This is a genomic window from Actinacidiphila sp. bgisy144, from assembly GCF_057708105.1.
On the sequence record NZ_JBYIRM010000040.1, the window covers coordinates 52583 to 76417 of the forward strand.

22 protein-coding genes are annotated in these 23835 nt (G+C 71.9%); 2 read left to right on the forward strand and 20 right to left on the reverse strand.

The genetic code is table 11. The features are described 5' to 3' along the window. Positions 1-98: 98 nt before the first annotated feature. The 15 genes from AC3EVP_RS32415 to AC3EVP_RS32485 all read right to left on the reverse strand — a co-directional run bounded on the left by AC3EVP_RS32415 (position 99) and on the right by AC3EVP_RS32485 (position 16260). On the reverse strand, positions 99-1331 hold the full coding sequence (locus AC3EVP_RS32415) for a cytochrome P450 (protein WP_435136122.1): 1233 nt from the start codon (positions 1329-1331) through the stop codon (positions 99-101). Between the two features lie 110 nt (positions 1332-1441). Next, positions 1442-2059 (reverse strand): TetR/AcrR family transcriptional regulator, encoded by a 618-nt coding sequence (locus AC3EVP_RS32420; RefSeq protein ID WP_435136125.1) that lies wholly within the window; start codon positions 2057-2059, stop codon positions 1442-1444. A gap of 216 nt (positions 2060-2275) precedes the next feature. After that, positions 2276-3511, reverse strand: a complete 1236-nt coding sequence (locus tag AC3EVP_RS32425) for an acyltransferase family protein (protein ID WP_435136128.1) — start codon at positions 3509-3511, stop codon at positions 2276-2278. Between the two features lie 287 nt (positions 3512-3798). Continuing rightward, the gene (locus AC3EVP_RS32430; RefSeq protein WP_335975407.1) at positions 3799-6618 is read right to left on the reverse strand and encodes a DEAD/DEAH box helicase; all 2820 of its coding nucleotides are present in this window, start codon (positions 6616-6618) and stop codon (positions 3799-3801) included. Positions 6619-6689: 71 nt separating this feature from the next. Then, the gene (locus AC3EVP_RS32435) at positions 6690-7577 is read right to left on the reverse strand and encodes a diacylglycerol kinase (protein ID WP_435136131.1); all 888 of its coding nucleotides are present in this window, start codon (positions 7575-7577) and stop codon (positions 6690-6692) included. A 161-nt stretch (positions 7578-7738) separates the two neighbouring features. Further along, on the reverse strand, positions 7739-8686 hold the full coding sequence (tatC, locus tag AC3EVP_RS32440; RefSeq protein ID WP_435136134.1) for a twin-arginine translocase subunit TatC: 948 nt from the start codon (positions 8684-8686) through the stop codon (positions 7739-7741). Between the two features lie 112 nt (positions 8687-8798). Then, the gene (tatA, locus tag AC3EVP_RS32445; protein WP_335975395.1) at positions 8799-9074 is read right to left on the reverse strand and encodes a Sec-independent protein translocase subunit TatA; all 276 of its coding nucleotides are present in this window, start codon (positions 9072-9074) and stop codon (positions 8799-8801) included. A 212-nt stretch (positions 9075-9286) separates the two neighbouring features. Then, positions 9287-9490: a hypothetical protein gene (locus tag AC3EVP_RS32450; protein WP_435136137.1), complete on the reverse strand. Its 204-nt coding sequence runs from the start codon at positions 9488-9490 to the stop codon at positions 9287-9289. Positions 9491-9559: 69 nt separating this feature from the next. After that, a complete protein-coding gene (locus AC3EVP_RS32455) occupies positions 9560-9880 on the reverse strand; it encodes a hypothetical protein (protein WP_435136140.1) in 321 nt (106 codons plus the stop codon). Then, entirely contained in the window at positions 9873-10829 is a 957-nt protein-coding gene (locus tag AC3EVP_RS32460) for a helix-turn-helix transcriptional regulator (protein WP_335975385.1), read from the reverse strand. The genes AC3EVP_RS32455 and AC3EVP_RS32460 overlap by 8 nt, the downstream gene beginning before the upstream one ends. Positions 10830-10857: 28 nt before the next feature. Then, complete coding sequence (locus tag AC3EVP_RS32465; protein WP_335975382.1) at positions 10858-11799, reverse strand: helix-turn-helix transcriptional regulator; 942 nt, start codon at positions 11797-11799, stop codon at positions 10858-10860. A 224-nt stretch (positions 11800-12023) separates the two neighbouring features. Further along, on the reverse strand, positions 12024-12395 hold the full coding sequence (locus tag AC3EVP_RS32470; RefSeq protein ID WP_435136145.1) for an FKBP-type peptidyl-prolyl cis-trans isomerase: 372 nt from the start codon (positions 12393-12395) through the stop codon (positions 12024-12026). Positions 12396-12444: 49 nt separating this feature from the next. Next, a complete protein-coding gene (locus AC3EVP_RS32475; protein WP_435136148.1) occupies positions 12445-13461 on the reverse strand; it encodes an FKBP-type peptidyl-prolyl cis-trans isomerase in 1017 nt (338 codons plus the stop codon). Between the two features lie 171 nt (positions 13462-13632). Further along, positions 13633-14994, reverse strand: coding sequence for a Pup--protein ligase (gene pafA, locus AC3EVP_RS32480; RefSeq protein WP_328461949.1), 1362 nt, complete (start codon positions 14992-14994; stop codon positions 13633-13635). 9 nt (positions 14995-15003) lie between these two features. Beyond that, positions 15004-16260 (reverse strand): MFS transporter, encoded by a 1257-nt coding sequence (locus AC3EVP_RS32485; RefSeq protein WP_335975369.1) that lies wholly within the window; start codon positions 16258-16260, stop codon positions 15004-15006. A 161-nt stretch (positions 16261-16421) separates the two neighbouring features. On the opposite strand from AC3EVP_RS32485, the gene AC3EVP_RS32490 reads away from it, so the two are divergent. Next, positions 16422-17378 carry a LacI family DNA-binding transcriptional regulator gene (locus AC3EVP_RS32490; protein ID WP_435136153.1) on the forward strand — a complete coding sequence of 319 codons (957 nt, stop codon included), beginning with the start codon at positions 16422-16424 and terminating at the stop codon, positions 17376-17378. A 406-nt stretch (positions 17379-17784) separates the two neighbouring features. On the opposite strand, the gene prcA is transcribed toward AC3EVP_RS32490, so the two are convergent. The 5 genes from prcA to arc all read right to left on the reverse strand — a co-directional run bounded on the left by prcA (position 17785) and on the right by arc (position 23295). After that, positions 17785-18537: a proteasome subunit alpha gene (gene prcA, locus AC3EVP_RS32495; protein ID WP_335975363.1), complete on the reverse strand. Its 753-nt coding sequence runs from the start codon at positions 18535-18537 to the stop codon at positions 17785-17787. Between the two features lie 81 nt (positions 18538-18618). Continuing rightward, positions 18619-19464, reverse strand: a complete 846-nt coding sequence (gene prcB, locus AC3EVP_RS32500; protein WP_335975360.1) for a proteasome subunit beta — start codon at positions 19462-19464, stop codon at positions 18619-18621. Between the two features lie 108 nt (positions 19465-19572). Then, positions 19573-19791, reverse strand: a complete 219-nt coding sequence (locus AC3EVP_RS32505; protein WP_335975358.1) for a ubiquitin-like protein Pup — start codon at positions 19789-19791, stop codon at positions 19573-19575. Between the two features lie 132 nt (positions 19792-19923). Next, positions 19924-21435, reverse strand: coding sequence for a depupylase/deamidase Dop (gene dop, locus AC3EVP_RS32510; RefSeq protein WP_335975355.1), 1512 nt, complete (start codon positions 21433-21435; stop codon positions 19924-19926). Positions 21436-21528: 93 nt separating this feature from the next. Continuing rightward, on the reverse strand, positions 21529-23295 hold the full coding sequence (arc, locus tag AC3EVP_RS32515) for a proteasome ATPase (protein ID WP_335975352.1): 1767 nt from the start codon (positions 23293-23295) through the stop codon (positions 21529-21531). 266 nt (positions 23296-23561) lie between these two features. Between arc and AC3EVP_RS32520 the strand changes: the two genes are divergently transcribed. After that, positions 23562-23835: ferredoxin (locus AC3EVP_RS32520; RefSeq protein ID WP_435136160.1), on the forward strand; the 274-nt coding region annotated here is incomplete at its 3' end.

Genomic DNA, 23835 nt, shown 5'->3' on the forward strand with positions numbered 1-23835 from the left:
GCTTTCGAAGGGCTCTGGAAGGGCTCTCGACGGGCTTGCGGCCGGGTTGCCGGCGGGTCGCCGGCCGGTCGCCGGCGGATTTTCGGGCGGGGCAGCCGCTACCAGGTGACGGGGAGTTCGTAGACGCCGTAGACCAACCCGTCGTGCTTGTACTCCAGTTGGTCGGGGTCCACCGCCAACCGCAGCGTGGGGATGCGGGAGTACAGGGTGCTGTAGACGACCTGGAGCTCGACGCGGGCCAGCGGCTGGCCGAGGCACTGGTGGACGCCGAAGCCGAAGGCGACGTGGTGCCGGGCGTCGCGGGTGAGGTCCAGGCGGTGCGGGTCGGGGAAGGCGCGCGGGTCGCGGTTGGCGACGTCCCCGGCGAGGATGACGCCCTCCCCGGCGCGGATCACCTGGCCGTCGAGCTCGATGTCCTCCAGTGCCACCCTGCGCCGCCCGGAGTGGGTGATGGTGAGGTAGCGCAGCAGTTCCTCGACGGCGCCGGCGACCACCTTCGGGTCGTCGGTCCCACGCAGCAGGGCGAGCTGCTCGGGGTGGCGCAGCAGCGCGACGGTGCCGAGCGCGATCATGTTCGCGGTCGTCTCGTGTCCGGCGCTGAGCAGCAGCACGCCCATCTGCGCGGCCTCGCGCCGCGTCATCTGCCCGGTGTCCACGCGCTGCCCGGCGAGCTTGGAGAGCAGGTCGTCGCCGGGGCGGGTCAGCTTGTCGCCCAGCAGGTCGTCGAGGTAGTCGATGAGGGCGGTCTGCGCGGCGACCACCTCGTCCGGGGTGGAGGTGCGGCGCACCACGACCCGGGTGTTGCGCTGGAAGAAGTCGTGGTCGGTGTAGGGCACGCCGAGCAGTTCGCAGATGACCAGGCTCGGGACCGGGGTGGCGAACGCCTCGACCAGGTCGGCGGGCTTCGGGCCGGCCAGCAGGCGGTCGATGAGGTCGTCGACGATGGCCTGCACCGACGGGCGGAGCGCCTCGACGTTCCGGATGGCGAACGGCCCGGTGACCATGCGGCGCAGCCGTGCGTGCTCCGGGTCGTCCATGGTGATGAAGGTGCGGCGGACCCGGTCGCTGACCTGGCCGGCTGCGTTGCGGAACGGGAAGCCGTCGTGGGTGGTGTCGGAGCTGAGGCGGGGATCGCCGAGCAGGGCCCGCAGCTGGTCGTAGCGGGTGACGATCCAGGGGCTGGTGCCGTCCCATATCCGGGCCCGGGCCAGCGGGGCGTCCTCCTCTTGCAGGGCGAGCAGGGAGGGCGGCGGGTCGAACGGGCACCCGCTCGCGCGGGGCGCGGGGTAGGCGAGGTGTTCCGACGGTACGGCGGTCGAGGTCTCGGCCATGGGTTCCTCCTCGGCAGAGCGGCCACCCAACATCCCTAACGGCGTTAGGTGCCATGGGCAACGATATCGACCCCGTGTGTCACATCAACACCACGAAGTGACCACCGTCGCTATCCGGCCATCACCCGGTCGAGCAGGTCGTCCGCCCGGCGCGCGATGACCTCCCGGTCCGCCTCGAAGGGCAGCGCCATGGAGATGGCGACGATCCCGTGCAGCGCCGACCACAGCAGCAGCGCGTCCTTGCGGTCCCGCTCGCCGCACGGGTCGGCGCTCCGACAGGCGGCGACCGCGTCCTGCCACACCCCGGACAGCAGCCACACCGGGTGCTGCGGGGAGTGCTCGCGCGGCGCCGCCACCCGCTCCAGACCGAACATCAGCCGGTAGCGGGTCTGGTTCTCCAGCGCGAAGCCGCAGTAGCGCTGGGCCATCGCCCGCAGCGCGGCCGGCGGCCCGGCCGCCTCCGCCCGGTCCCAGGTCGCGCGCAGGTCGGCGACGAGCGTCTCGTACGCCTCCTGGGTCACCGCCGCCACCAGGTCGGAGCGGTCCTTGAAGTGCAGGTAGATGCTGGGTGCGGAGATCCCGACCTCCCGGGCGACCGCGCGCAGCGACACCGCGTCCTCGCGGCCGGCCGCCGCCAGCAGCCGTCCGGCCGCCGCCAGGATCTCCGCCTTCAGCGCACCGCCTTCCCCCCACTGGCTGGGCGTGCGCCGCTTGAACCCCTCCGCCATCCCCGCTCCTTCCGCCGCGCTCCCTCCTATCAAAGCTGACCGAATTCCCCCGCCCCCGCGCAAGGCGCTCTTGCGCGGGCCGGCCGCAGGAGGTTGCCACGGGAGGTCGCCGCGGGAAGCGCGTCCGGAGCCGGCGGAACACCCCTGCCGGACGCACCGCACCCGCACCCCCGTGACGGGTGCGGGTGCGGTGCGGGTGCGCGGTGCGTTGCGGTGTCAGCCGCCCGCGGCGGCCGTCGCGGCCGGCTCCCGGGCCGCCGCGGTGGCGGGGGTGCCGCGCCGGCCCTTGCCGCCGCGCTGCTTGAAGCGGCGGCACGGCTCCTCGACGAGGAAATACGACGCCAGCGCCATGATGAAGGTGGCGAGCAGGGTCGACGGGAAGAGCATCCGCCGCACCCCCAGGTCGCTGAGCAGGTGCATCAGCGGGTAGTGCCACAGGTAGAGGCCGTAGCTGAGGTTGCGGCCGATCCAGGCGAGCGGCGCGATCGAGAGCACCTTCGCCAGCGGTGAGCCGGGCAGCAGTTCCAGCGCGGTGAGCAGCACCACCGTGAGCAGGGCGGTGACGAGGAACCCGACGGTGTACTCCGGCGCGATCCAGGCGCTGTGCCCGGTGATCTGGACCTGCCAGACGATCAGGCCCAGCAGCACGAACGCGGGCACCCACAGTCGTGCCGCCCAGGTCCGCAGCTTCTCCCGCCAGGGGTCGTCCGGGGCCAGCCGGGCCAGCAGGATCGCCAGTACCGCGCCCGCCAGCAGCTGGTCGGCCCGGGTGTCGGGGCCGTTGTAGATGCGGTGCGCGGCCTGCGCGTCCCACAGGTGGAAGCGCCACAGCAGGGGCAGCAGGGTCAGCACCGCCGCGGCGATCAGCACCGTACGGGCCCGCAGCCGGCGCAGCAGCAGGAGCAGCACCGGCGGCCACAGCAGGTAGAACTGCTCCTCGACGCCGAGCGACCAGGTGTGGCCGAGCGGCGCGGTGACGCCGGAGTAGGCGCCGGCCTGGGCCGCGCGGACCAGGTTGACCAGGGAGAAGGCGGACAGCAGCGCCGCCGAGACGCCGTGCCGGAAGGACTGGAGGGGCGCGAAGCTGAGCAGTGCGGTCATGACGCAGACCACCAGCAGCGCGGGCACCAGCCGCCACCAGCGGCGCCGGTAGAACTGCCACAGCCCGATGCCGCCGGTTCTGGCGAACTCCGCGAGCAGCAGCCGGGTGATCACGAACCCGCTGATCGTGTAGAAGATGTCCACCCCGATGGAACCGCCGGGCACCTTGTCGGGGTGGAAGTGGTAGATGATCACGAGCATCACGGCCAGGGTGCGCAGCCCGTCGATGCCGTCGACCCGCTTGCCGGGTGCCCGGACCGCCGAGGGGAACGCCTCGGCCTCCCGTCCTGCTGGTACCGCCTCTCGTCGACCGCTGTGCTGCCGCGTGTGGATGGGGGGTTGGCTGCTCACGCAGGTACCGCTTCCCTGCTATCGCTGATAGATGTCAAATGCACTCGCCTCAGCCAAGCAGTGCTTTGGTAAACGGCCAATAAAACGGAACCGGTCCCTCACACGATCCTCACAGCTCAACGCCCGGCCGGCGGACCGCCGCGCAGGTCACACCGCCGCACCGGAAAATCCCGGCAGTGCCAACTCACAGGAAGCGCAGAAGGAGTTGGCGACCGGCACCGGAACGGCCGCGGCGGGCCGCCCGGTTCGGGCGGCCCGCCGCGGCCGTCAACACCGCGTGGTGAACTTCACCCCACCGAGGAGTACGCCACCACGCCCCTCAGCAGCCCGTCCACGGCCTTGCGCGCGTTGCGCCGCACCGGGCTGTCCTCCGGCGCCGCGTTGCCGATCTGCCCGAGCACGTCGATGAGCTGCTTGCACCAGCGCACGAAGTCCCCGGCGGGCATGTCCGCGTCGGACAGCACCGCGTCCAGGCCGTGCCCGGACGCCCAGCGGTAGGCGGGCCAGGCGAAGCCGAGGTCGGGCTCGCGCTGGCCGACGCCCTCGGTCTGGCTGATCCGGTGGTCCTCCTCCAGCGCGTCCAGCCGGCCCCAGATCCGCACCATCTCGCCGAGCGCCGCCTTCGCGTTCCCGGTCGGGAGCTTCGGCAGCACCGAGTCGTCGGACTGCCGGGACTCGTAGACCAGCGCCGAGGCGCACGCGGCGAGTTCGGCCGGGCCGAGCCCGTCCCACACCCCGTCGCGCAGGCACTCGCTGGCCAGCAGGTCCAGTTCGCCGTAGAGCCGGGCCAGCCGGCGCCCCTCGGGGGTGACGGTGTCGCCGTCGAGGTAGCCCAGTTCGCCGAGCACCGCGCACACCCGGTCGAAGGTGCGGGCGATGGTGTTGGTGCGGCCGGCGATCCGCCGCTCCAGCTGCTGGGTGTCGCGGCGCAGCCGCTGGTAGCGCTCGGCCCACCGGGCGTGGTCCTCGCGGTCCGCGCAGCCGTGGCAGGGGTGCGCGCGGATCTCGGCGCGCAGCCGGGCGATCTCGGTGTCGTCGGCGGCCGCCGAGCGCTGCTTGCGGTGCCGGGAGGGCGCCGCCCAGCCGGCGGTGCCGGCCTTGCTGCGCATCGCCGAGGCGAGGTCGCGCCGGGACTGCGGGCTGCGCGCGTTGAACGACTTGGGGATGCGCATCCGGTCCAGTGCCTCCACCGGCACCGGGAAGTCCAGCTGGGCCAGCCGCTTGACCTGGCGCTCGGCGGTGAGCACCAGCGGGCGCGGCCCGTCGTGGTACTCCTCGCCGCGCCGGTGCCCCGTGACCCGGCCGGCGGGCACCCCCGGGTCCAGCACGAGCGCGAGCCCGGCGTACTTCCCCGCGGGCACGTGGATGATGTCGCCCGGCTTCAGCTTCTCCAGCGCCGCCGCGGCGGCGGCCCGGCGCTGCGCGGCGCCCTGCCGGGCGAGGTCGGCCTCGCGCTCCTTCAGCTCGCGGCGCAGCCGCATGTAGGCGTCGAAGTCGCCGAGGTGGCAGGTCATCGACTCCTGGTAGCCGTCGAGCCCCTCTTCGTTGCGCTGCACCTGCCGGGCGATGCCGACCACCGAGCGGTCGGCCTGGAACTGTGCGAAGGACGTCTCCAGCAGTTCCCGGGAGCGGTGCCGCCCGAACTGCCCGACGAGGTTGACCGCCATGTTGTACGACGGCTTGAACGACGAGCGCAGCGGGTACGTCCGGGTGCCGGCCAGGCCGGCGACGGCCCCCGGGTCGAAGCCGCGCTGCCACAGCACCACCGCGTGGCCCTCGACGTCGATGCCGCGGCGCCCGGCGCGGCCGGTGAGCTGGGTGTACTCGCCGGGGGTGATGTCGGCGTGGGTCTCGCCGTTCCACTTCACCAGCTTCTCCAGCACCACCGAGCGGGCCGGCATGTTGATGCCCAGTGCCAGGGTCTCGGTGGCGAACACCGCCTTGACCAGGCCCTTGACGAACAGCTCCTCGACCACCTCCTTGAAGGTGGGCAGCATCCCGGCGTGGTGGGCGGCGATGCCGCGCTCCAGGCCCTCCAGCCACTCGAAGTAGCCCAGGACGTGCAGGTCCTCGTCGGGGATGGCGCGGGTGCGCTCCTCCACGATGGACCGCACCCGCAGCCGGGCGTCGTCGTTGTTCAGCCGCAGGCCCGCGTACAGGCACTGCTGGACGGCCGCCTCGCAGCCGGCCCGGCTGAAGATGAAGGTGATCGCGGGCAGCAGGCCCTCGCTGTCCAGCCGGTCGATGACCTCGGCGCGGCTGGGCGTCCAGATCCGGCTGCGGGCGCGCCGCTCGCGCTCCCGGTCGGCCTCCCGGCCGCGGCGGCCGCGCGGGTAGGTGCGCTGGTTCTCCATCCGGGCGAGCCGCTCGAGGTCGGCGTTGACCTCGCGGCGCCCGCCGGGGTCGGCGGGCCCGGACTTCTCCTCGAACAGGTCGTACATCCGCCGCCCGGCCAGGACGTGCTGCCACAGCGGCACCGGCCGGTGCTCGGAGACGATCACCGCGGTGTCGCCGCGTACGGTGTCCAGCCAGTCGCCGAACTCCTCCGCGTTCGACACCGTCGCCGACAGCGACACCAGGGTCACCGACTGCGGCAGGTGGATGATCACTTCCTCCCACACCGCGCCCCGGAAGCGGTCGGAGAGGTAGTGCACCTCGTCCATCACCACGTAGCCGAGGCCGTCGAGGGCCGGGGAGCCCGCGTAGAGCATGTTGCGCAGGACCTCGGTGGTCATCACGATCACGGGCGCGTCGCCGTTGACGCTGTTGTCACCGGTGAGCAGGCCGACCTTCGCGGCGCCGTAGCGTTTCGCCAGGTCGTTGTACTTCTGGTTGGACAGGGCCTTGATGGGCGTGGTGTAGAAGCACTTGCGGCCCTCGGCCAGGGCCAGGTGGACGGCGAACTCGCCGACGATCGTCTTACCCGAGCCGGTGGGCGCGGCGACCAGGACTCCGCTGCCGCCCTCCAGCGCGCGGCAGGCGTCTATCTGGAACGGGTCGAGGCCGAACTCGTAGAGCTCGCGGAACTGCGCGAGCGCGGTGGCGTTCTCTGCGGCGCGGCGACGGCTGGCGGCGTAGCGCTCGGCTGGCGACATCTCTTCGGTCATCTCCTGCACGAGCCTACCCGGGGGCACCGACACCGTGCGTGATCTTTACCGCCCGACTCCCGCCGGGGGGCTCACACCAGCAGGTGCAGGGCGCCCGGTACGGTCCGCGCGGTCAGCGGCAGCGGGCCGAGCGGCTCCCCGTCGGCGTACCCGGTGACGCCCGCCGCGCTCAGCCGCACCCGTGCGGCGCGGTGCATGGTAACCACGGGGTGCGCGGTGTGGGTGCCGCGGTAGACGCGGGGGAAGACCCGCAGGAGCGTGGTGCGGCTGCACGGGCCGACCACGCACACGTCGAAGAGCCCGTCGTCGGGCCGCGCGCCGGCGCAGATGCGCATGCCGCCGCCGTAGGAGGTGCCGTTGCCGACGGCTATCAGGGTCGCCTCCACCTGCTGCTCAGGGGCGTCGTCGAAGGCCACCGTGTAGGGGATCGGGCGCAGCGCGGCCAGTTCGGCGAGCATCGCCGCGTCGTAGCGGAAGCGGCCGCCGGGGAAGCGCATCCGGTTGCCCCGGTCGTTGACCCGCGAGTCGAAGCCCGAGGCCAGCACGGTGCCGAACCAGGTGTCGCCGACCCGTCCCAGGTCGATCCGGCGGGTACGGCCCTCGGCCAGCGCCCGCGCGAGGGTCCGCCCGGCGGCGGCCGGGTCCTTCACCGGCAGGCCGTTGGCCCGCGCGAAGTCGTTCCCGGTGCCCACGGCGACCACGCCCAGCGGCGTGTCCGTGCCCGCCACCGCCTGGAGCGCCAGCGACACCATCCCGTCGCCGCCGACGGCCACCACCGCCGCGGTGCCGTCCGCCACCGCGGCCCGCATCCGCGCCACCGCGTCGGCCGCGTCCGCGCCGACCTCCTCCCGCACCTGGAACCCGGCCGCCCTCAGTTCCCCCGCCGCACGCCCGCCCGCCGCAGCGGCCCGCCCCCGCCCGGCCGCCGGATTCACGGCCAGCGTGATCTCCCTGCCCACCCCCGCGCTCCCCTTCCCCCGGGCTGACCGCCCCTTGCGTTACGTGTGTGCCCGCGCCCCGGCGACGGCGAGCCGCCAGAACAGGGGCGCGGGGAACGGCGCGACCAGCCCGCCACCGGGGCGCACCCGGAAGACGAACAGGACCCCGCAGCGGGGAGCCGCTACGTGGCGTCGCCGTAGTCGTCGTCGGAAGTGCGGCGCTCCGCGTCGGCGTCGAACGGCTGCGCGGCAACCTGCTCGGGGACGTAGTCGAGGCTGGACGCCTCGTCGGGGTCGAGCGCGAAGTCGGGATCGGCCGAGCGGCGGCGGTCCCGGCGGCGGTCGTTGAAGAAGCAGACGATCATCGCGAGGAAGTACAGCAGCACGATGGGCGCGGCGAGCAGCGACATCGACAGCGGGTCACCGGTAGGCGTGGCCACGGCCGCGAAGACGGTGATGCCGATGACCATGCCGCGCCACCACCCGAGCATCCGCCGCCCGGTGACCATGCCGGTGAAGTTCAGCAGGACCAGCACCAGGGGCAGCTCGAAGGCGAGGCCGAAGACGATGATCAGCCGGGCCACGAGGTCGAGGAAGTCGTCCAGCGGCAGCAGGTTCGTGGTGTCGCTGGGGACGAACCCGATCATGATCCGCGCGGTCTGCGGCAGGATCTCGTACGCGAGCACGGCGCCGGCCAGGAACAGCGGCACACCGGCGGCGACGAAGCCGAGCGTGTAGCGCTTCTCGTTCTTGTGCAGCCCGGGCGCGAGGAAGGCCCACAGCTGGTAGAGCCACACCGGGGAGGAGACGACCACGCCGGCCATCAGCGAGACCTTCAGCGCGATCGAGAAACCGCCGAGCAGACCGCTCACGGTCATCTGCGCGCACGCCTCGGTGTGCGTCTTCTGCTCGGCGGTGGGCACCGCGCCGTTCACACAGCGGACGTTCGCCGGGATGCGGTGCTGGAGCAGCTCGATGATGTGCTTGTAGAACACCGCCGCCACGATCGTGACGACGAGGATCGCCAGGACCGACTTGAACAGCCTGTTGCGCAGCTCACGCAGATGGTCCGCGAGGGGCATCCGGCCCTCGGGGTCCTTCGTCGCCTGCTTGCGGGCAGTCTTGAGCACCCACGTCCTCGTCTCGTGCGGCAGCCGCCACCGGAGCACCCGGTCCCGGCTTGGTCCTTCACCTGTCGCCGGTCGCCGCGGGGGACGGCCGGGCGGCGGTAACGGTCTCGGATCAGCTCTGGCTGGTGGTGCGGGCCGGCTCGCTCACCGGGCGCGCGCTGGCGGTGTCGCCCGGGGCGGACTGGATGGTACGGGCGGCGGTCTGCGGCGCGGCGGCACCGTCGGCCTGCGCGGTGCTGTCGCTCTTCATCGCCTTGGCCTCGCTCTTGAGGATGCGGGCGGACTTGCCGACCGAACGCGCGAGGTCGGGAAGCTTCTTCGCGCCGAACAGGACGACGACGACGGCGATGATGAGGAGGATTTCCAGGGGTTTCAGGTTGCTGAGCATCGAAGGTCCACCTTCTCACCTTGGCGGCGTGGTCCGTGCGCCCACGGTCCGGAGCCGGGCGGGTGCCCGAAGCCGTGCCGCGCGGTGATCGTAGCGCGCGGCTGCGGACGGCGACGTAAGCACCGTCGTCCACCCGGCTGCGGCCCGAGTCGCGCCTGGTTCGCGGGCCGCCGGGGCAAGAGTACCCTCACCTGCCGGAATCGCGGCAGGTCTCAGCGGCGTGAGATCTCCCCGGTCCGCTCGGCCAGCGGAACCGCGGCCCGGCGCAGCCGCTCGCTCGCCGCGGTCAGCGCCTCGGTGCTGGCGGTGACCTGGTGGGCGAGTGCCTGGACGGCCGCGAAGACCCGGACCGCGAGCGCGCCGAGCACCAGCAGGCCGACGGTCGACAGCCCGACGTAGAGAAAAAGCCACCACATGAGGCGCGAGCCTATCGGGCGCCGGGTGGGGGCAGGCCGCAGCCCGCCGCCGCACGGCCCGCCGGGGGTTCAGCCGCCGGTCAGCCGCATCGTGGGCACCCCGCCGCCGGTGAGCAGCTCGACGATCCGCTCGCCGGCCGGCTTGCGGACGGCCTCGCCGCACTCGGGGCAGGTGAAGGAGTAGAAGGTGCTGCGGGAGGAGGCGCCGATGGCCAACCGCAGTGCTCCGGCGTCCAGTTGGAAGCTGCTGCGGCAGTGCGTGCAGTTCGCCCGGAACACCGCCGCGGGCGCCGCCGCGGCGTCCTGCGGCTCCGCGTCGTCGTCACGTTGGGCATCGTCCTGCGGCGGGCGGGCCGCCCGGAGCGTACCGCCGCCCGTGGCGTCACTCACCGTACGCGGCCAGGGCCCGTACCGCCGCCTCGCGGGCGCCCTCGGCGAGGTCGGGCGGCGAGACGATCCGGCCGTCGCGACCCAGCCGCAGCGCCAGCCGGCGCAGCGAACCGGGGTCGGGCGTGCGCAGGGTGATCCGCAGGCCGCCGTCGGGCAGTTCCTCGGCGCTGTCGTGCGGGTAGTACTCGGCGACCCAGCGCCCGCCGGGCCCGACCTCGACCACCACCTCGGGATCGTCGCCGGCCGGCTGCACCAGGCCCTGGGACAGGTCGCGCGGCTCGATCCGGGGCGGGTCGGACGGCTCGTCCAGCAGCCGGATCTCCGCGACCCGGTCCAGCCGGAAGGTGCGGCGGTCCTCCGACAGCCGGCACCAGCCCTCCACATAGGTGTGGCCGACGGCGAACAGCCGGATCGGGTCCACCTCGCGGTCGGTGAGCGTGTCGCGGGCCGGCGAGTAGTAGCGCATCCACAGCCGGCGGCGCTCGGTCAGCGCGCGGTCGACGGTGGCGAACACGCTGCCCTCGGACTCGAAGGTCACCGACAGCCGGCCGCTGGCCCCGGCCGCCTCGCCGGCCGCCGTCTCCAGCTTCGCCGCCGCGCGCTGGAGCGCCTGCCGGTCGCCCTCGCGCAGGCCGGGCAGATTGGCCACCGCGCGGGCGGCCACCAGCAGCGCGGTCGCTTCGTCGGCGGCCAGCCGCAGCGGCTGCGCCACGTCGTCGGCGGTGCCGGGGTTGTGCCACCAGATCCGCTCGCCGTCGGTGTCGATGTCGAGCAGGTCACCGCCGCGGAAGCTGGTGCCGCACAGCGGCAGGACGTTCAGGTCGCCGATCAGCTCGGCCTCGCTCACCCCGAAGGCCCGCGCCACCTCGCTGACCCGCGCCCCGGGCCGCTCGCGCAGATACGTCACCAGGGACAGCATCCGGCGGGTCTGGTCGATCGCATTGCTCATCGGTCGCTCCCCCAGCACTGGATCACGGTCAGCCCTTCGCCACGGCGCGCAGCCGGTCCACCAGCTCCACCCGCAACTCCTCGGGCGCCACCACGACCACGTCCGGGCCGAACTCGGCCAGCCACGCGTCCAGGCCGTGCCCGTACGGGACCTCCAGCTCGTCCCACTCCGCGTCGACCGGGGTGGTGGCCACCGCGCGGGCGCGCAGCGGGTAGCCGCTGTCGCGGCGCAGTCTGATCCGCGCGGTGGCCGCGGTGGCGCCCTCGCCGGCCCAGCGCGCCACGGCCTCGCGGACGTCGATGTGGTCGGGCACCTCCACGGTGAAGGCGCCGCGCGCCCTGACCCGGCCGGAGATCCGCGACAGCCGGAAGACCCGCACCTCGCCGCGGTCGCGGTCGTGGCCGGCCAGGTACCAGTGGCCGCGCCAGCACTCCAGCGCCCACGGCTCGACCAGCCGCGGCTCGGGCCGTACGGCGTTGGCCTTGCGGTAGTCGAAGGCGACCGCCTTGCGTTCGCGGGTGGCGACCATCAGCGCCTCGAAGGCCGGCTCCGGCGCCGGGATGCGGGGCTCCAGCGCGGTGGTGGTGTCCTCGTACGGCACCCCGGCCGCGCGCAGCTTCTGCAACGCCCCGCTGGCGGCCTCGGCGAGCCGGGCCTGCTGCCAGACCTTCGCGGCCAGCGCGAGCGCGGCGGCCTCCTCGGGGTCCAGGGCGATGTCCGGCAGGCGGTTGCGGTCGCTGCGGGCGAGGTAGCCGAACTCGCCGTCGATGCTCTCCACGGTGTCGATGACCAGGCCGAGTTCCCGCAGGTCGTCCTTGTCGCGCTCGAACATCCGGTTGAACGCCTCGTCGGAGGTGACCTCGTGGTACGCCTCGATCGAGGCGCGCAGGTCGCGCTTGCTGACCGGGCGCCGGGTGTTCATCAGGCACAGCGCGAGGTTCATCAGCCGCTCGGCCTTGGCGATCGCCATCAGTACGCCCTCATCCGTGTGTTCTCCCGCCCGGCGCGCCCGCGGGCGTGGCCCCGCTGAACCGTACCGCTCAGCGGCGCCGCCCCCAAAACCCGCGGCCCCCGCCGGACAGCGGCGGGGGCCGAGGTCAGCGCACCGGGGGCGCCCCGGTGCGCGGTGGTCACACGTTCGTCGGATCAGGCGCTCGGCCGATCAGACGCTCGTCGGATCAGATGCTCGTGCGGTCAGACGCTCACGAGGTCGCAGACGAAGATCAGGGTCTCGCCCGGGCCGATGGCGGCGCCGGCGCCCCTGTCGCCGTAGGCGAGGTGCGCGGGGATGGTCAGCTGGCGGCGGCCGCCGACCTTCATGCCCTGCACGCCCTGGTCCCAGCCGGCGATGACCTGGCCGACACCGAGCTGGAACTGCAGCGGCACGCCGCGGTTCCAGCTCGCGTCGAACTCCTCGCCGGTGGAGAACGCGACGCCCACGTAGTGGACGGAGACGGTGTCGCCGGCCTTCGCGACCGGGCCGTCGCCCTCCCAGATGTCCTTGACCTCGAGGCCGGCCGGCGGCTCGCCGCCCGGGAAGTCGATCTCGGGCTTGTCGATGCTCACTGCGGTGCTCCTTGTGCTGTTGCGGGCAACCCGAACAGTCTTGCAGACCTCACAGGATGGCCAGCACGTCGAGGGTGAAGACCAGCGTCGCGTTCTTCGGAATGCCGCTGCCCGACGGCGGGTTGGCACCGTAGGCGAGTGAGCCGGGGGTCACCAGCAGGATGCGGCTGCCGGCCTTCTTGCCGACCAGGCCCTCCTGCCAGCCCTTGATGAGCTGGCTCAGCTCGAACGCCGCCAGCTGGCTGCGGCTGTAGCTGGAGTCGAACTCCTTGCCGGTGGTCCACACCTTGCCCTGGTACTGCGCCAGCACCGCGTCGGTGGACTTGATCACCGGGCCGTCGCCTTCGAGGATGTAGGCCGAGACGAGCTTGGTGGGGGCCTTGGCGCTCTTCGGGATGGTCAGCGAGGGCATCTTGCCGTCGGTGTTGGTGCCGACCTTCGGCAGGGCCGCGTCGTTCTGCGCGACCGCCTTGCCCTTGGCGGAGCTCTTCGCGTCGAAGCGGTCGAGCACGTCGATGACGAACACCAGCGTGTCGGTGCCCTTGATGCCGGCCTGCGAGTTGCCGCTGCTGCCGTAGCCGAGCGACGGCGGGATCGCCATCTCCACCCGGCTGTGGACGCTCTGGCCGACCAGGCCCTGGTCCCAGCCGGGGATGAGCTTGCCCTCGCCGATCACGTTCGTGTACGGGCTCTTGCCGAAGGAGGTGTCGAAGACCTTCCCGGTGTTCCAGATCTGCCCCAGGTAGTTCACCTGGACGTAGTCGCCGCTGGCGATCTTCGCGCCGTCGCCCTTGATCACCGTCTTCACGGCGAGGTCGGAGGAAGGGGTTCCGGTGCCCTTGGCGACGGTGGGCTTCTGGTTGAAGCCGGTGCCCGCGGTGATCCCCGGCACCGGGCCGGAGACGATCTTCGCCGTCGGGGTCGCCGAGGCGCTCGGCGAGGCGGCCGAAGTGGTCGCCGACGGCGACGAACTGGGCTTCGCCGAGCCGCTCTTGCTGTCGCTGCCGCAGCCGGCGGCGGTGAGCAGGAGCGCGGGTACGGAGAGCAGTACTGAGCGTCGGCGCACGGAAATCCTCGTTACGGTCGTCGGAGTGGGGGCCTGCTGGGTCGATCCATGGCGGAGAACACGAGTACAGCCCCCACACCCTACGGCGTGCCGCAGGCCCCGTACGAGATACGCACGGGGCCTGCGCGGCCGGTGGGGCCGAAGGTGGCGGATGCCGGGTCACATAGCGGGTCACATACCGGCGATCAGCTTCTCCACCCGGTCGTCCACCGACCGGAACGGGTCCTTGCACAGCACGGTGCGCTGCGCCTGGTCGTTGAGCTTCAGGTGCACCCAGTCGACGGTGAAGTCGCGGCGCTGCTCCTGGGCGCGGCGGATGAAGTCGCCGCGCAGCCGGGCCCGGGTGGTCTGCGGCGGCACCGACTTCGCCTCGAAGATCTTCAGGTCGCTGCAGATCCGCTTGGCCTGGCCCTTCCGCTCCAGCAGGTAGTACAGCCCGCGCCGGCGGTGGATGTCGTGGTACGCGAGGTCTATCTGCGCGACCCGCGGGTGGGACATGGTGATGTTGTCGCGGTTGCGGTAGCGCTCGATCAGCTGGTACTTCATCACCCAGTCGATCTCGGTGCCGATCTTCGACAGGTCGCCGCTGCCGATGGACTCCAGGGCCCGGCCCCACAGCTCCAGCACCTGGTCGATGACGCCGCTGCGGATGCCGCGGCGCTCGCAGAACTCGACGGCCTTGGAGTAGTACTCCTGCTGGATGTCGAGTGCGGACGCCTCCCGGCCGGAGGCGAGCCGCACCTTGCGGCGGCCGGTGATGTCGTGGCTGACCTCGCGGATGGCCCGGATCGGGTTCTCCAGGGTCAGGTCGCGCATCACGGTGCCGGCCTCGATCATCCGCAGCACCAGGTCGGTGGCGCCGACCTTGAGCAGCATCGTGGTCTCCGACATGTTGGAGTCGCCGACGATGACGTGCAGCCTGCGGTACCGCTCGGCGTCGGCGTGCGGCTCGTCCCGGGTGTTGATGATCGGCCGGGAGCGGGTGGTCGCCGAGCTGACGCCCTCCCAGATGTGCTCGGCGCGCTGGCTGACGCAGAAGACCGCGCCGCGCGGGGTCTGGAGCACCTTGCCCGCGCCGCACAGCAGCTGGCGGGTGACGAGGAAGGGAATCAGGATGTCCGCCAGCCGGGAGAATTCCCCGTGCCGGGCGACCAGGTAATTCTCGTGGCAGCCGTAGGAGTTGCCGGCCGAGTCGGTGTTGTTCTTGAAGAGGTAGACGTCGCCGGCGATGCCCTCTTCGTGCAGGCGCCGCTCGGCGTCCACCAGAAGGCCCTCGAGGATGCGTTCCCCTGCTTTGTCGTGCGTGACGAGTTCGGTGACGTTGTCGCACTCGGGAGTGGCGTACTCCGGGTGCGAGCCGACGTCGAGATAGAGGCGGGCCCCATTGCGGAGGAAAACATTGCTGCTGCGGCCCCATGACACGACACGGCGGAAGAGGTACCGCGCCACCTCGTCAGGGGACAGACGCCGCTGTCCCCTGAACGTGCATGTGACGCCGTACTCGTTCTCCAGCCCGAAAATGCGGCGGTCCATGTCTGAACATTACGCCTGATCCGACGTGCTGAAACGGGGATCGGGGGCACGGTTTGGATCTTTTTCCGTGACCTGCCGACCGGTTTCGACCTCGCGGGGCGTCAGGATTCGCCCGGTGGACAGCAGTACGCCCAGCGCCACGGCCCCGCAGGCGGCGCAAACCCCGAATCCGGCGGAGGTTCCGACGTGTTGCGCGGCGACCCCGGCGACCGCGGTGCCCAGCGCCGCGCCGACCCCCATGGCGGTCACCACCCAGGAGAACGCCTCCGTGACGGTGCCCGGCGGGGCGTGTCGGTCGACCACCAGGAAGGCGCAGGCGAGGGTGGGCGCCAGGAAGAGCCCGGACAGCGCGGCGAGCGGCAGCATCCAGCCCAGCGCGGGGGCGAGCAGCAGCGGCGGGTAGCAGGCGGCCAGGCCCACCGCGAGCAGCCGCAGCCGCCGCTCGGGGGCGCCGGCGAAGGTGCGGGTGCCGTAGACCAGGCCGCCGGTCAGCGCGCCGAAGCCGTTGGCGGCCAGCAGGTAGGACGCGGCGGAGCCGCCGCCGTGCGCGTCCCCGTAGGCGACCGCGGCCAGCGAGAAGGCACCCAGCGCGATGCCGACGAAGAAGCAGGCGCCCAGCAGCGCCAGCAGCCCGGGCGAGCGCAGCGCGCCCAGCCAGTGCGGCGCGCGGACCTCGGCGCGCCACTGCCGGGACGGCCCGGAGGTGACGACGATCAGGGTGCCGGCCACGCCCAGCAGCCCGGTGAGGACCACCGCGGCGGCCTCGGAGGCGGCCGCGACCGCCGCGGTGACCAGCAGCGGCCCCAGCGTGAACAGCACCTCCTGGGCGGCGGCGTCCAGCGCGTAGGCGCGGCGCACCTGCTCCTCCCGGTCCAGCACCGCCGGCCACAGTGCCCGCAGGCCGCCTTCCAGCGGCGGTGTGGCGACCCCGGCGAGCAGCACCGCGGCGACCGCGACGGGCAGCGGGCGCGGGCCGTTCGCGGCGAGCAGCCCGAACCCGGCCGCCGACAGCAGCGCGGCCCCCGCCATCACCCGCGGCTGCCCCCTGCGGTCCACCGCCCGCCCCAGCAGCGGCTGGCCGAGGGCGACCGCGAGCCCGTACAGCGCGGACAGGGTGCCGGCCAGGCCGTAGCCGGCACCGTGCGCCCGGACGAACAGCACGATCGCCAGCCCGGACATCGCGTTGGGCAGCCGGCCCAGCAGGGTGCCGCCGAGCAGCCGCGCGGCGTGCCGGGTCCGCAACAGGTCGCCGTAGCCGCTCGCCATCGCCCCTCCGCAGATCAGTGTTACGTATAACGTTGTCGGCGTCATACGTACCATGTCGGCAGCTCACGGGTCCAGACCGTGGGGCGGGTTCCAGGAAGGCGGCGGGCGAGGTGGCCGGGAGCGATCGACCCACATCGCGCGATGTGGCGCGGGTGGCCGGCGTGTCGCAGGCGACGGTGTCGCTGGTGCTCGGCGGGAAGTGGCGCGGGCGGGTCTCGGAGCGCACCGCGGAGGCGGTGCGGGGGGCGGCCGGGGAGCTGGGGTACCGGCCGAACGCGGCCGCGCGCAGCCTGCGGCTGGGGCGGACCAGGACCGCGCTGCTGGTGGTGCCCGCGCTCACCCACGAGTACTTCGCCCGGGTCTACGCCGGGGCCGCGCGGGTGGCCGACGCGCACGGCTTCGGGGTGGTGCTCTACCCCTCACCCGAGGGGGTCGGGCCGGCCCGTGACCCGTTCGGCTCCGCGCGGGCCGCGATCGACGGGGTGATCGCTTCCTCCATGGCGGCCGACGCGCTCGCGGGGATCGCCGAGGGCGGGCTGCCGCTGGTCATGCTGGACAGCGGGCCCGGGGCGGCGGGCGGTCCGCCGACGGTCGACCTCGCCGTCGCGGACGGCATCCGCCAGGTGGTGCGGCACCTCGTGGGGCTCGGCCACCGCAGGATCACGCATCTCGCGGCCGACGTGGACACCTGGACGTTCCGGGTGCGGGCGCAGACCGTCCGCGAGGAGCTCGCGGACGTCGAGGGGGCCCTGCCGGGGATCGAGCAGTGCGGGCTGAACGTCCGTGCGGCTCATGACGCGGCCGTGCGCGCCCTCACCGGGGCCGGGCCCCGACCCACCGCACTCCTCTGCGACGGCGACATCCTCGCCGCCGGCGCCTGCAAGGCCGCGCGGCGGCTCGGGCTCCGGGTGCCGCAGGACCTGTCCGTCTCGGGCTTCGACGATCTCGAACTCGCGACCGCGCTCGATCCCGAGCTCACCACGGTGCGGCTTCCCGCCGAGGAGGTCGGGGGGCAGGGTATGGCCACGTTGCTCGGGTGCATTGACGGGGTGCCCGTCGCCCCGGCCGAGCTGCCTGTCCAACTCGTTCCCCGCGGGTCCACTGCGTTGGCGCCGTGACGGTCCGTGCCACTTGCCGCACGCGCGCGACTGCCGCTGCGCGGTGGCTGGTCGCGCAGTTCCCCCGCGCCCCTGGGTGCCTGCCCCTTGCGGTGCGTACCTAACTGCCGGCGCACCGTGGCTCGGCGCGCAGTTCCCCGCGCCCCTGGGCAAGTGCGGCTGCTCCGCAGCGCACAGCGACGCAGGGACACGGGGAGTCCCCCAACCGACGGGACCGGGCTGGCCCGAGGGGCCCAGGGGCGCGGGGAACTGCGCGACCAGCCCACCACCCACAGGTGGTCCCCCGACCCACAGGACCAGCCCACCCCGGGGGCAGGGGCGCGGGGAACTGCGCGGCCAGCCCACCACCGGCGGGTGGTCCCGCGACCGACAGAACCGGGTTGGGCGGGGGGAGGGGCGGGGAGGGCTACTCCTCTTCTTCGTCTGAGGGGTCGTCCGTCTTCGTGGTGGCCGCGCTGTCGGACTCGAGGAGGCGGGAGAGCTGGCGGCCGAGGATGCGCTTGAACTTGCGCTGCTGGGGCCGGGTGCGGTCGAGGACCGCGACCTCGAGCTGCTCGGCGGTGAGCTGCCGGTCACTCCCGCCGTTGGAGTCGCGCCCGAGGGACTCGACGGCCAGCGCCAGCGCCTCCGCCAGGGTCATGCCGTCGCGGTGCCGCTGGTCGAGGTAGCTGCCGATCTGGTCGGAGTTGCCACCGACGGCGACGGCACCGTGCTCGTCGACGATGGACCCGTCGTGCGGCAGCCGGTAGATCTGGTCGTCCTCGGCCGCGGCGCCCACCTCGGCCACGATCAGCTCCACCTCGTACGGCTTCTCGCCGACGCTGGAGAAGATGGTGCCGAGGGTCTGCGCGTAGACGTTGGCGAGGCCGCGCGCGGTGACGTCGTCGCGGTCGTAGGTGTAGCCGCGCAGGTCGGCGTAGCGCACCCCGCCGATCCGGAGGTTCTCGAACTCGTTGTACTTGCCGACGGCGGCGAAGGCGATCCGGTCGTAGATCTCGCTGACCTTGTGGAGCGCCCGCGAGGGGTTCTCGGCGACGAAGACGATCCCGTCGACGTACTGGAGCACCACGACGCTGCGGCCGCGCGCGATCCCCTTGCGGGCGTACTCCGCGCGGTCCGCCATGGCCTGCTGGGGCGAAACGTAAAAGGGCGTGGACACCGGCTCAACCGTGCCTTTCTGCTGTCGTCGGCGCTGCTGCGTAGGTCAAGGGCCACGGCGGGCGCGGCGGGTGAGCGGGCGTCACAGCACCTCGGCCTGCGGGCCGTCGGGATGTTCGAGCCGGCCGTCGAGCACCGAGCGGGCGATCGTGGCGACGTCGGACTCCTCGAGCCGGCGGAAGCCGTCCTCGGTGATGACGGTGACGATCGGGAAGATCTGCCGGGTCAGGTCCGGGCCGCCGGTGGCCGAGTCGTCGTCGGCCGCGTCGTACAGCGCCTGGATGACCGCGGTGACGGTCTGCTGCTCGGTCTGGTCGCGGCGGTGGAGCTTCTTCAGCGCGCCGCGGGCGAAGACCGAACCGGAGCCAGTGGTGGCGAAGTTGACCTCTTCGGTGCGGCCGCCGGTGATGTCGTAGGAGAAGATGCGGCCCTTGGCACGGTCGGTGTCGTAACCGGCGAAGAGGGGGACCACGGCGAGGCCCTGCATGGCCATCGCGAGATTGCCGCGGATCATGGTGGACAGCCGGTTGGCCTTGCCCTCCAGGGAGAGGGTGGCGCCCTCGATCTTCTCGTAGTGCTCCAGCTCCAGCTGGAAGAGTTTGACCATCTCGACCGCCAGGCCGGCGGTGCCGGCGATGCCGACCGCGGAGTACTCGTCGGCCGGGAAGACCTTCTCGATGTCGCGCTGGGCGATCACGTTGCCCATGGTGGCGCGGCGGTCGCCGGCGAGCACGACGCCGGAGTCGAAGACGGCGGCCACGATGGTGGTGCCGTGCGGCAGCTCAACCGCGCCCTTGACCGCGGGCAGCGCCCGGTTGCCGGGCAGCAGCTCGGGCGAGTGCTCGCCGAGGAAGTCGAGGAACGACGACGAGCCGGGCGTCAGGAAGGCAGCCGGCAGATGCCCGGGCTTACGAGTGTTGGCTTCCACGCGATTCCTTCCACACGATCATGGTGTTTGCTACGGACCCTACCCATGGGCCCCGCATCCATCCGCCCCGCGGTCCACAGGACGCGGGGCGGACGAACGGGTGAGCGGCTACTCGCCGCCCTTCTGGACGAAGGAGCGCACGAAGTCCTCGGCGTTCTCCTCCAGGACGTCGTCGATCTCGTCGAGGACCGAGTCCACGTCGTCCGAGAGCTTCTCGTGGCGCTCCTTGAGGTCCTCGGCGGCCTTGGTGTCCTCCTGGACCTCCTCGGCCTCGTCCGTGGAACGCGTAGCCCGCTGCTGTCCGCCGTCGGTGTCCTTGGTAGCCATGTCCCTCACCCCGCTCGGTTGCGTGCGTACAAGATCAGACCCTACAAGGAGGGTCCGACTACGGCCCTCGAATACGACAACGTCCGAGTGCTAGGGACTTGATTCCCGGTTCCGGGCCGTTTCAGCCGCGGATCAGCCACCGGACAGCACGCGGACCAGCTCGTCGGCCGTGCGGCAGCGGTCCAGCAGGTCCTTGACGTGCTCCCGGGTGCCGCGCAGCGGCTCCAGGGTGGGCACGCGCTGGAGCGAGTCGTGGCCGGGCAGGTCGAAGATCACCGAGTCCCAGGAGGCGGCGGCAACGTCGTCGGCGTACTGCTCCAGGCAGCGGCCGCGGAAGTAGGCCCTGGTGTCCTCCGGCGGGCGCTGTACCGCCCGCAGCACCTCGTCCTCGGTCAGCAGCCGCTTGACCCGGCCGCGGGCCGCCAGGCGGTTGTACAGGCCCTTGTCGGGGCGCACGTCGGCGTACTGGAGGTCGACCAGGTGCAGCCGGGCGGCGTCCCAGTCCAGGCCGTCGCGGCGCCGGTAGCCCTCCAGCAGCTCCAGCTTCGCCACCCAGTCCAGCTCGCCGGACAGGCTCATCGGGTCGGTCTCCAGGCGGCCCAGGACGTCCTCCCAGCGGGTCAGCACGTCCCTGGTCTGCTCGTCGGCATCGGCGCCGTAGCGCTCCTCGACGTACTTGCGGGCGAGGTCGAAGTACTCCATCTGGAGCTGTACGGCCGTAAGTTTACGGCCGTTGCGCAGCGTGATGAGCCGGCGCAGCCCGGGGTCGTGGGAGACCTCGTGCAGGGTCCGCACCGGCTGGTCCACCGCGAGGTCGACCTTGATGAACCCCTCCTCGATCATGGACAGCACCAGCGAGGTGGTGCCCAGCTTGAGGTAGGTGGAGATCTCCGAGAGGTTGGCGTCGCCGATGATCACGTGCAGCCGGCGGTACTTCTCCGCGTCGGAGTGCGGTTCGTCCCGGGTGTTGATGATCGGGCGCTTGAGGGTGGTCTCCAGCCCCACCTCGACCTCGAAGTAGTCCGCGCGCTGGCTGAGCTGGAAGCCGTCCTCGTGCCCGTCCTGGCCGAGGCCGACCCGCCCGGCGCCGGTGACCACCTGCCGGGAGACGAAGAACGGCGTCAGGTGCCGGACGATGTCCGAGAACGGGGTCTCCCGGCGCATCAGGTAGTTCTCGTGGGTGCCGTAGGAGGCGCCCTTGTTGTCCGTGTTGTTCTTGTAGAGCAGGATCTGCTGGGCGCCGGGCAGCTGGGCGGCGCGCACCGCCGCCTCGGCCATGATCCGCTCCCCCGCCTTGTCCCACAGCACCGCGTCGCGCGGGTTGGTGATCTCCGGCGAGGAGTACTCCGGATGGGCGTGGTCGACGTAGAGCCGGGCGCCGTTGGTGAGGATCACGTTGGCGAGGCCGATGTCCTCGTCGGTGAGCTGGGTGGAGTCGGCCGCCTCCCGGGCGAGGTCGAAGCCGCGGGCGTCCCGCAGCGGGTTCTCCTCCTCGAAGTCCCAGCGTGCGCGCCGCGCTCGGTGCATCGCCGCCGCGTAGGCGTTGACGATCTGGGACGAGGTGAGCATGGCATTGGCATTGGGGTGGCCGGGGACGGAGATGCCGTACTCCGTCTCGATACCCATTACTCGCCGTACGGTCATGCGGCCCTCCTTGCCCGGCTCCGGCCCGTCCGGGCCCGAAACACACCGGCTGCGGGTACCCGCTGGTCGGGACCCGCAGCCGGAGGGTAGTGCTTACAGATACTGTCCGGTGTTCGCCACGGTGTCGATGGAGCGTCCGGTGTCCGCTCCCTGCTTTCCGGTCACCAGGGTGCGGATGAACACGATCCGCTCGCCCTTCTTGCCGGAGATCCGCGCCCAGTCGTCGGGGTTGGTGGTGTTCGGCAGGTCCTCGTTCTCCTTGAACTCGTCCACGCACGCGGCGAGCAGGTGGTTCACCCGCAGCCCGCGCTGGTCGTGGTCGAGGAAGTCCTTGATCGCCATCTTCTTCGCCCGGTCCACGATGTTCTGGATCATCGCGCCGGAGTTGAAGTCCTTGAAGAACAGGACCTCCTTGTCACCGTTGGCATAGGTGACCTCCAGGAAGCGGTTCTCCTCGCTCTCGGAGTACATCCGCTCGACCACCGACTGGATCATGGCGTCCACGGTGCCGGCCCGGGACTGGCCGTGCTCGGCGAGGTCGTCGGAGTGCAGCGGGAGGGTGTCGACCAGGTACTTGGAGAAGATGTCCTTGGCCGCCTCGGCGTCCGGACGTTCGATCTTGATCTTCACGTCGAGCCGGCCGGGGCGCAGGATGGCCGGGTCGATCATGTCCTCGCGGTTGGAGGCGCCGATCACGATCACGTTCTCCAGGCCCTCGACGCCGTCGATCTCGGCGAGGAGCTGGGGGACGATGGTGTTCTCCACGTCGGAGCTGACGCCCGAGCCGCGGGTGCGGAACAGGGACTCCATCTCGTCGAAGAAGACGATGACCGGGGTGCCCTCGGAGGCCTTCTCCCGGGCCCGCTGGAAGACCAGGCGGATCTGCCGCTCGGTCTCGCCGACGTACTTGTTGAGCAGCTCGGGACCCTTGATGTTCAGGAAGTAGCTCTTGCCCTGCGGCCGGCCGGTGACCTCGGCGACCTTCTTGGCGAGCGAGTTGGCGACCGCCTTGGCGATGAGCGTCTTGCCGCAGCCGGGCGGGCCGTACAGCAGCACGCCCTTGGGCGGCCGCAGTTCGTACTCCTTGAACAGGTCGGCGTGCAGGTAGGGCAGCTCGACCGCGTCGCGGATCTGCTCGATCTGGTTGCCGAGGCCGCCGATCTGCCGGTAGTCGATGTCGGGGACCTCTTCGAGGACCAGCTCCTCGACCTCGCTCTTGGGCACGCGTTCGTACACGTAGCCGGAGCGGGGTTCGAGCAGCAGCGCGTCGCCGGTGCGCAGGGTGCCGTCGAGCAGCGGCTCGGCGAGCCGGACCACGCGCTCCTCGTCGGTGTGCCCGATCACCAGGGCGCGCTCGCCGTCCTCCAGGATCTCCTTGAGGGTGACGATGTCGCCGACCAGCTCGAACTCCATCGCCTCCACGACGTTCAGCGCCTCGTTGAGCATCAGCTCCTGGCCGCGCTTGACCTCGTCGAGTTCGACGGACGGGCTGACGTTGACCCGCAGCTTGCGGCCGCCGGTGAAGATGTCGGCGGTGCCGTCGTCGTTGGCCTGTAGGAACACGCCGAAGCCGGCCGGTGGCTGGGCCAGCCGGTCGACCTCCTCCTTGAGGGCCACGATCTGGTCGCGGGCCTCGCGCAGGGTGCTCGCGAGCCGTTCGTTCTGTGCGGAGACGCCCGCCAGGTTGGTCTGCAGCTCGACGATCCGCTCCTCGAGAATCCTCGTGTGCCGCGGAGAGTCGGCGAGCTTGCGTCGCAGGACGGCGATCTCCTGCTCAAGAAAGGCGACCTGGCTCATGGGGTCTTCCGAACCACGAGCGGGTCGGCCGCCACGGTTGAATTCGTCGTCGTGGGCCGCCACGGTCCTCACCTCCTCCAAGGGGAGCTGGACGTTCCCAGACCCTACCTGGGCTGGTAGGGGTTGAAACCCCTAGATCACAAAGACGATCGCGGTGTGTCCGATCTTCACCCTTGCGCACGTCCCTCCGCCACTGGGATACCCGCCGATCTCCATTCGAAAGCCGCCGGTTGTATCGTCGTTCGGGTCAACAGCCGCCGGGGGCTGTTGCTTCCCCGGGTGCTTCCCCGGTTATTTCCGGAACGACGAACGGCAGGGATGGGTTCCGCGTGAGCGACAGCCAGGGCCAGGGCGCAGCCGAGGCACTAGAGGTCTGGATCGACCAGGACCTGTGTACGGGCGACGGGATCTGCGTGCAGTACGCGCCCGAGGTGTTCGAGTTGGACATCGACGGGCTGGCGTACGTCAAGGACTCCGACGACGAGTTGCGCCAGTCCCCGGGCGCCACCGTGCCGGTGCCGCTGCCGCTGCTCACCGACGTGGTGGACTCGGCCCGGGAGTGCCCGGGCGAGTGCATCCATGTGCGGCGGGTGGCGGACCGGG

Bases quoted from the DNA above. Each gene is read 5' to 3' on its own strand.
- AC3EVP_RS32415 (WP_435136122.1), bottom strand. From the start codon at position 1,331: ATGGCCGAGACCTCGACCGCCGTACCGTCGGAACACCTCGCCTACCCC.
- AC3EVP_RS32420 (WP_435136125.1), bottom strand. From the start codon at position 2,059: ATGGCGGAGGGGTTCAAGCGGCGCACGCCCAGCCAGTGGGGGGAAGGC.
- AC3EVP_RS32430 (WP_335975407.1), bottom strand. From the start codon at position 6,618: ATGACCGAAGAGATGTCGCCAGCCGAGCGCTACGCCGCCAGCCGTCGC.
- tatA (WP_335975395.1), bottom strand. From the start codon at position 9,074: ATGCTCAGCAACCTGAAACCCCTGGAAATCCTCCTCATCATCGCCGTC.
- AC3EVP_RS32450 (WP_435136137.1), bottom strand. From the start codon at position 9,490: ATGTGGTGGCTTTTTCTCTACGTCGGGCTGTCGACCGTCGGCCTGCTG.
- AC3EVP_RS32460 (WP_335975385.1), bottom strand. From the start codon at position 10,829: ATGAGCAATGCGATCGACCAGACCCGCCGGATGCTGTCCCTGGTGACG.
- AC3EVP_RS32465 (WP_335975382.1), bottom strand. From the start codon at position 11,799: ATGGCGATCGCCAAGGCCGAGCGGCTGATGAACCTCGCGCTGTGCCTG.
- pafA (WP_328461949.1), bottom strand. From the start codon at position 14,994: ATGGACCGCCGCATTTTCGGGCTGGAGAACGAGTACGGCGTCACATGC.
- AC3EVP_RS32485 (WP_335975369.1), bottom strand. From the start codon at position 16,260: ATGGCGAGCGGCTACGGCGACCTGTTGCGGACCCGGCACGCCGCGCGG.
- AC3EVP_RS32505 (WP_335975358.1), bottom strand. From the start codon at position 19,791: ATGGCTACCAAGGACACCGACGGCGGACAGCAGCGGGCTACGCGTTCC.
- dop (WP_335975355.1), bottom strand. From the start codon at position 21,435: ATGACCGTACGGCGAGTAATGGGTATCGAGACGGAGTACGGCATCTCC.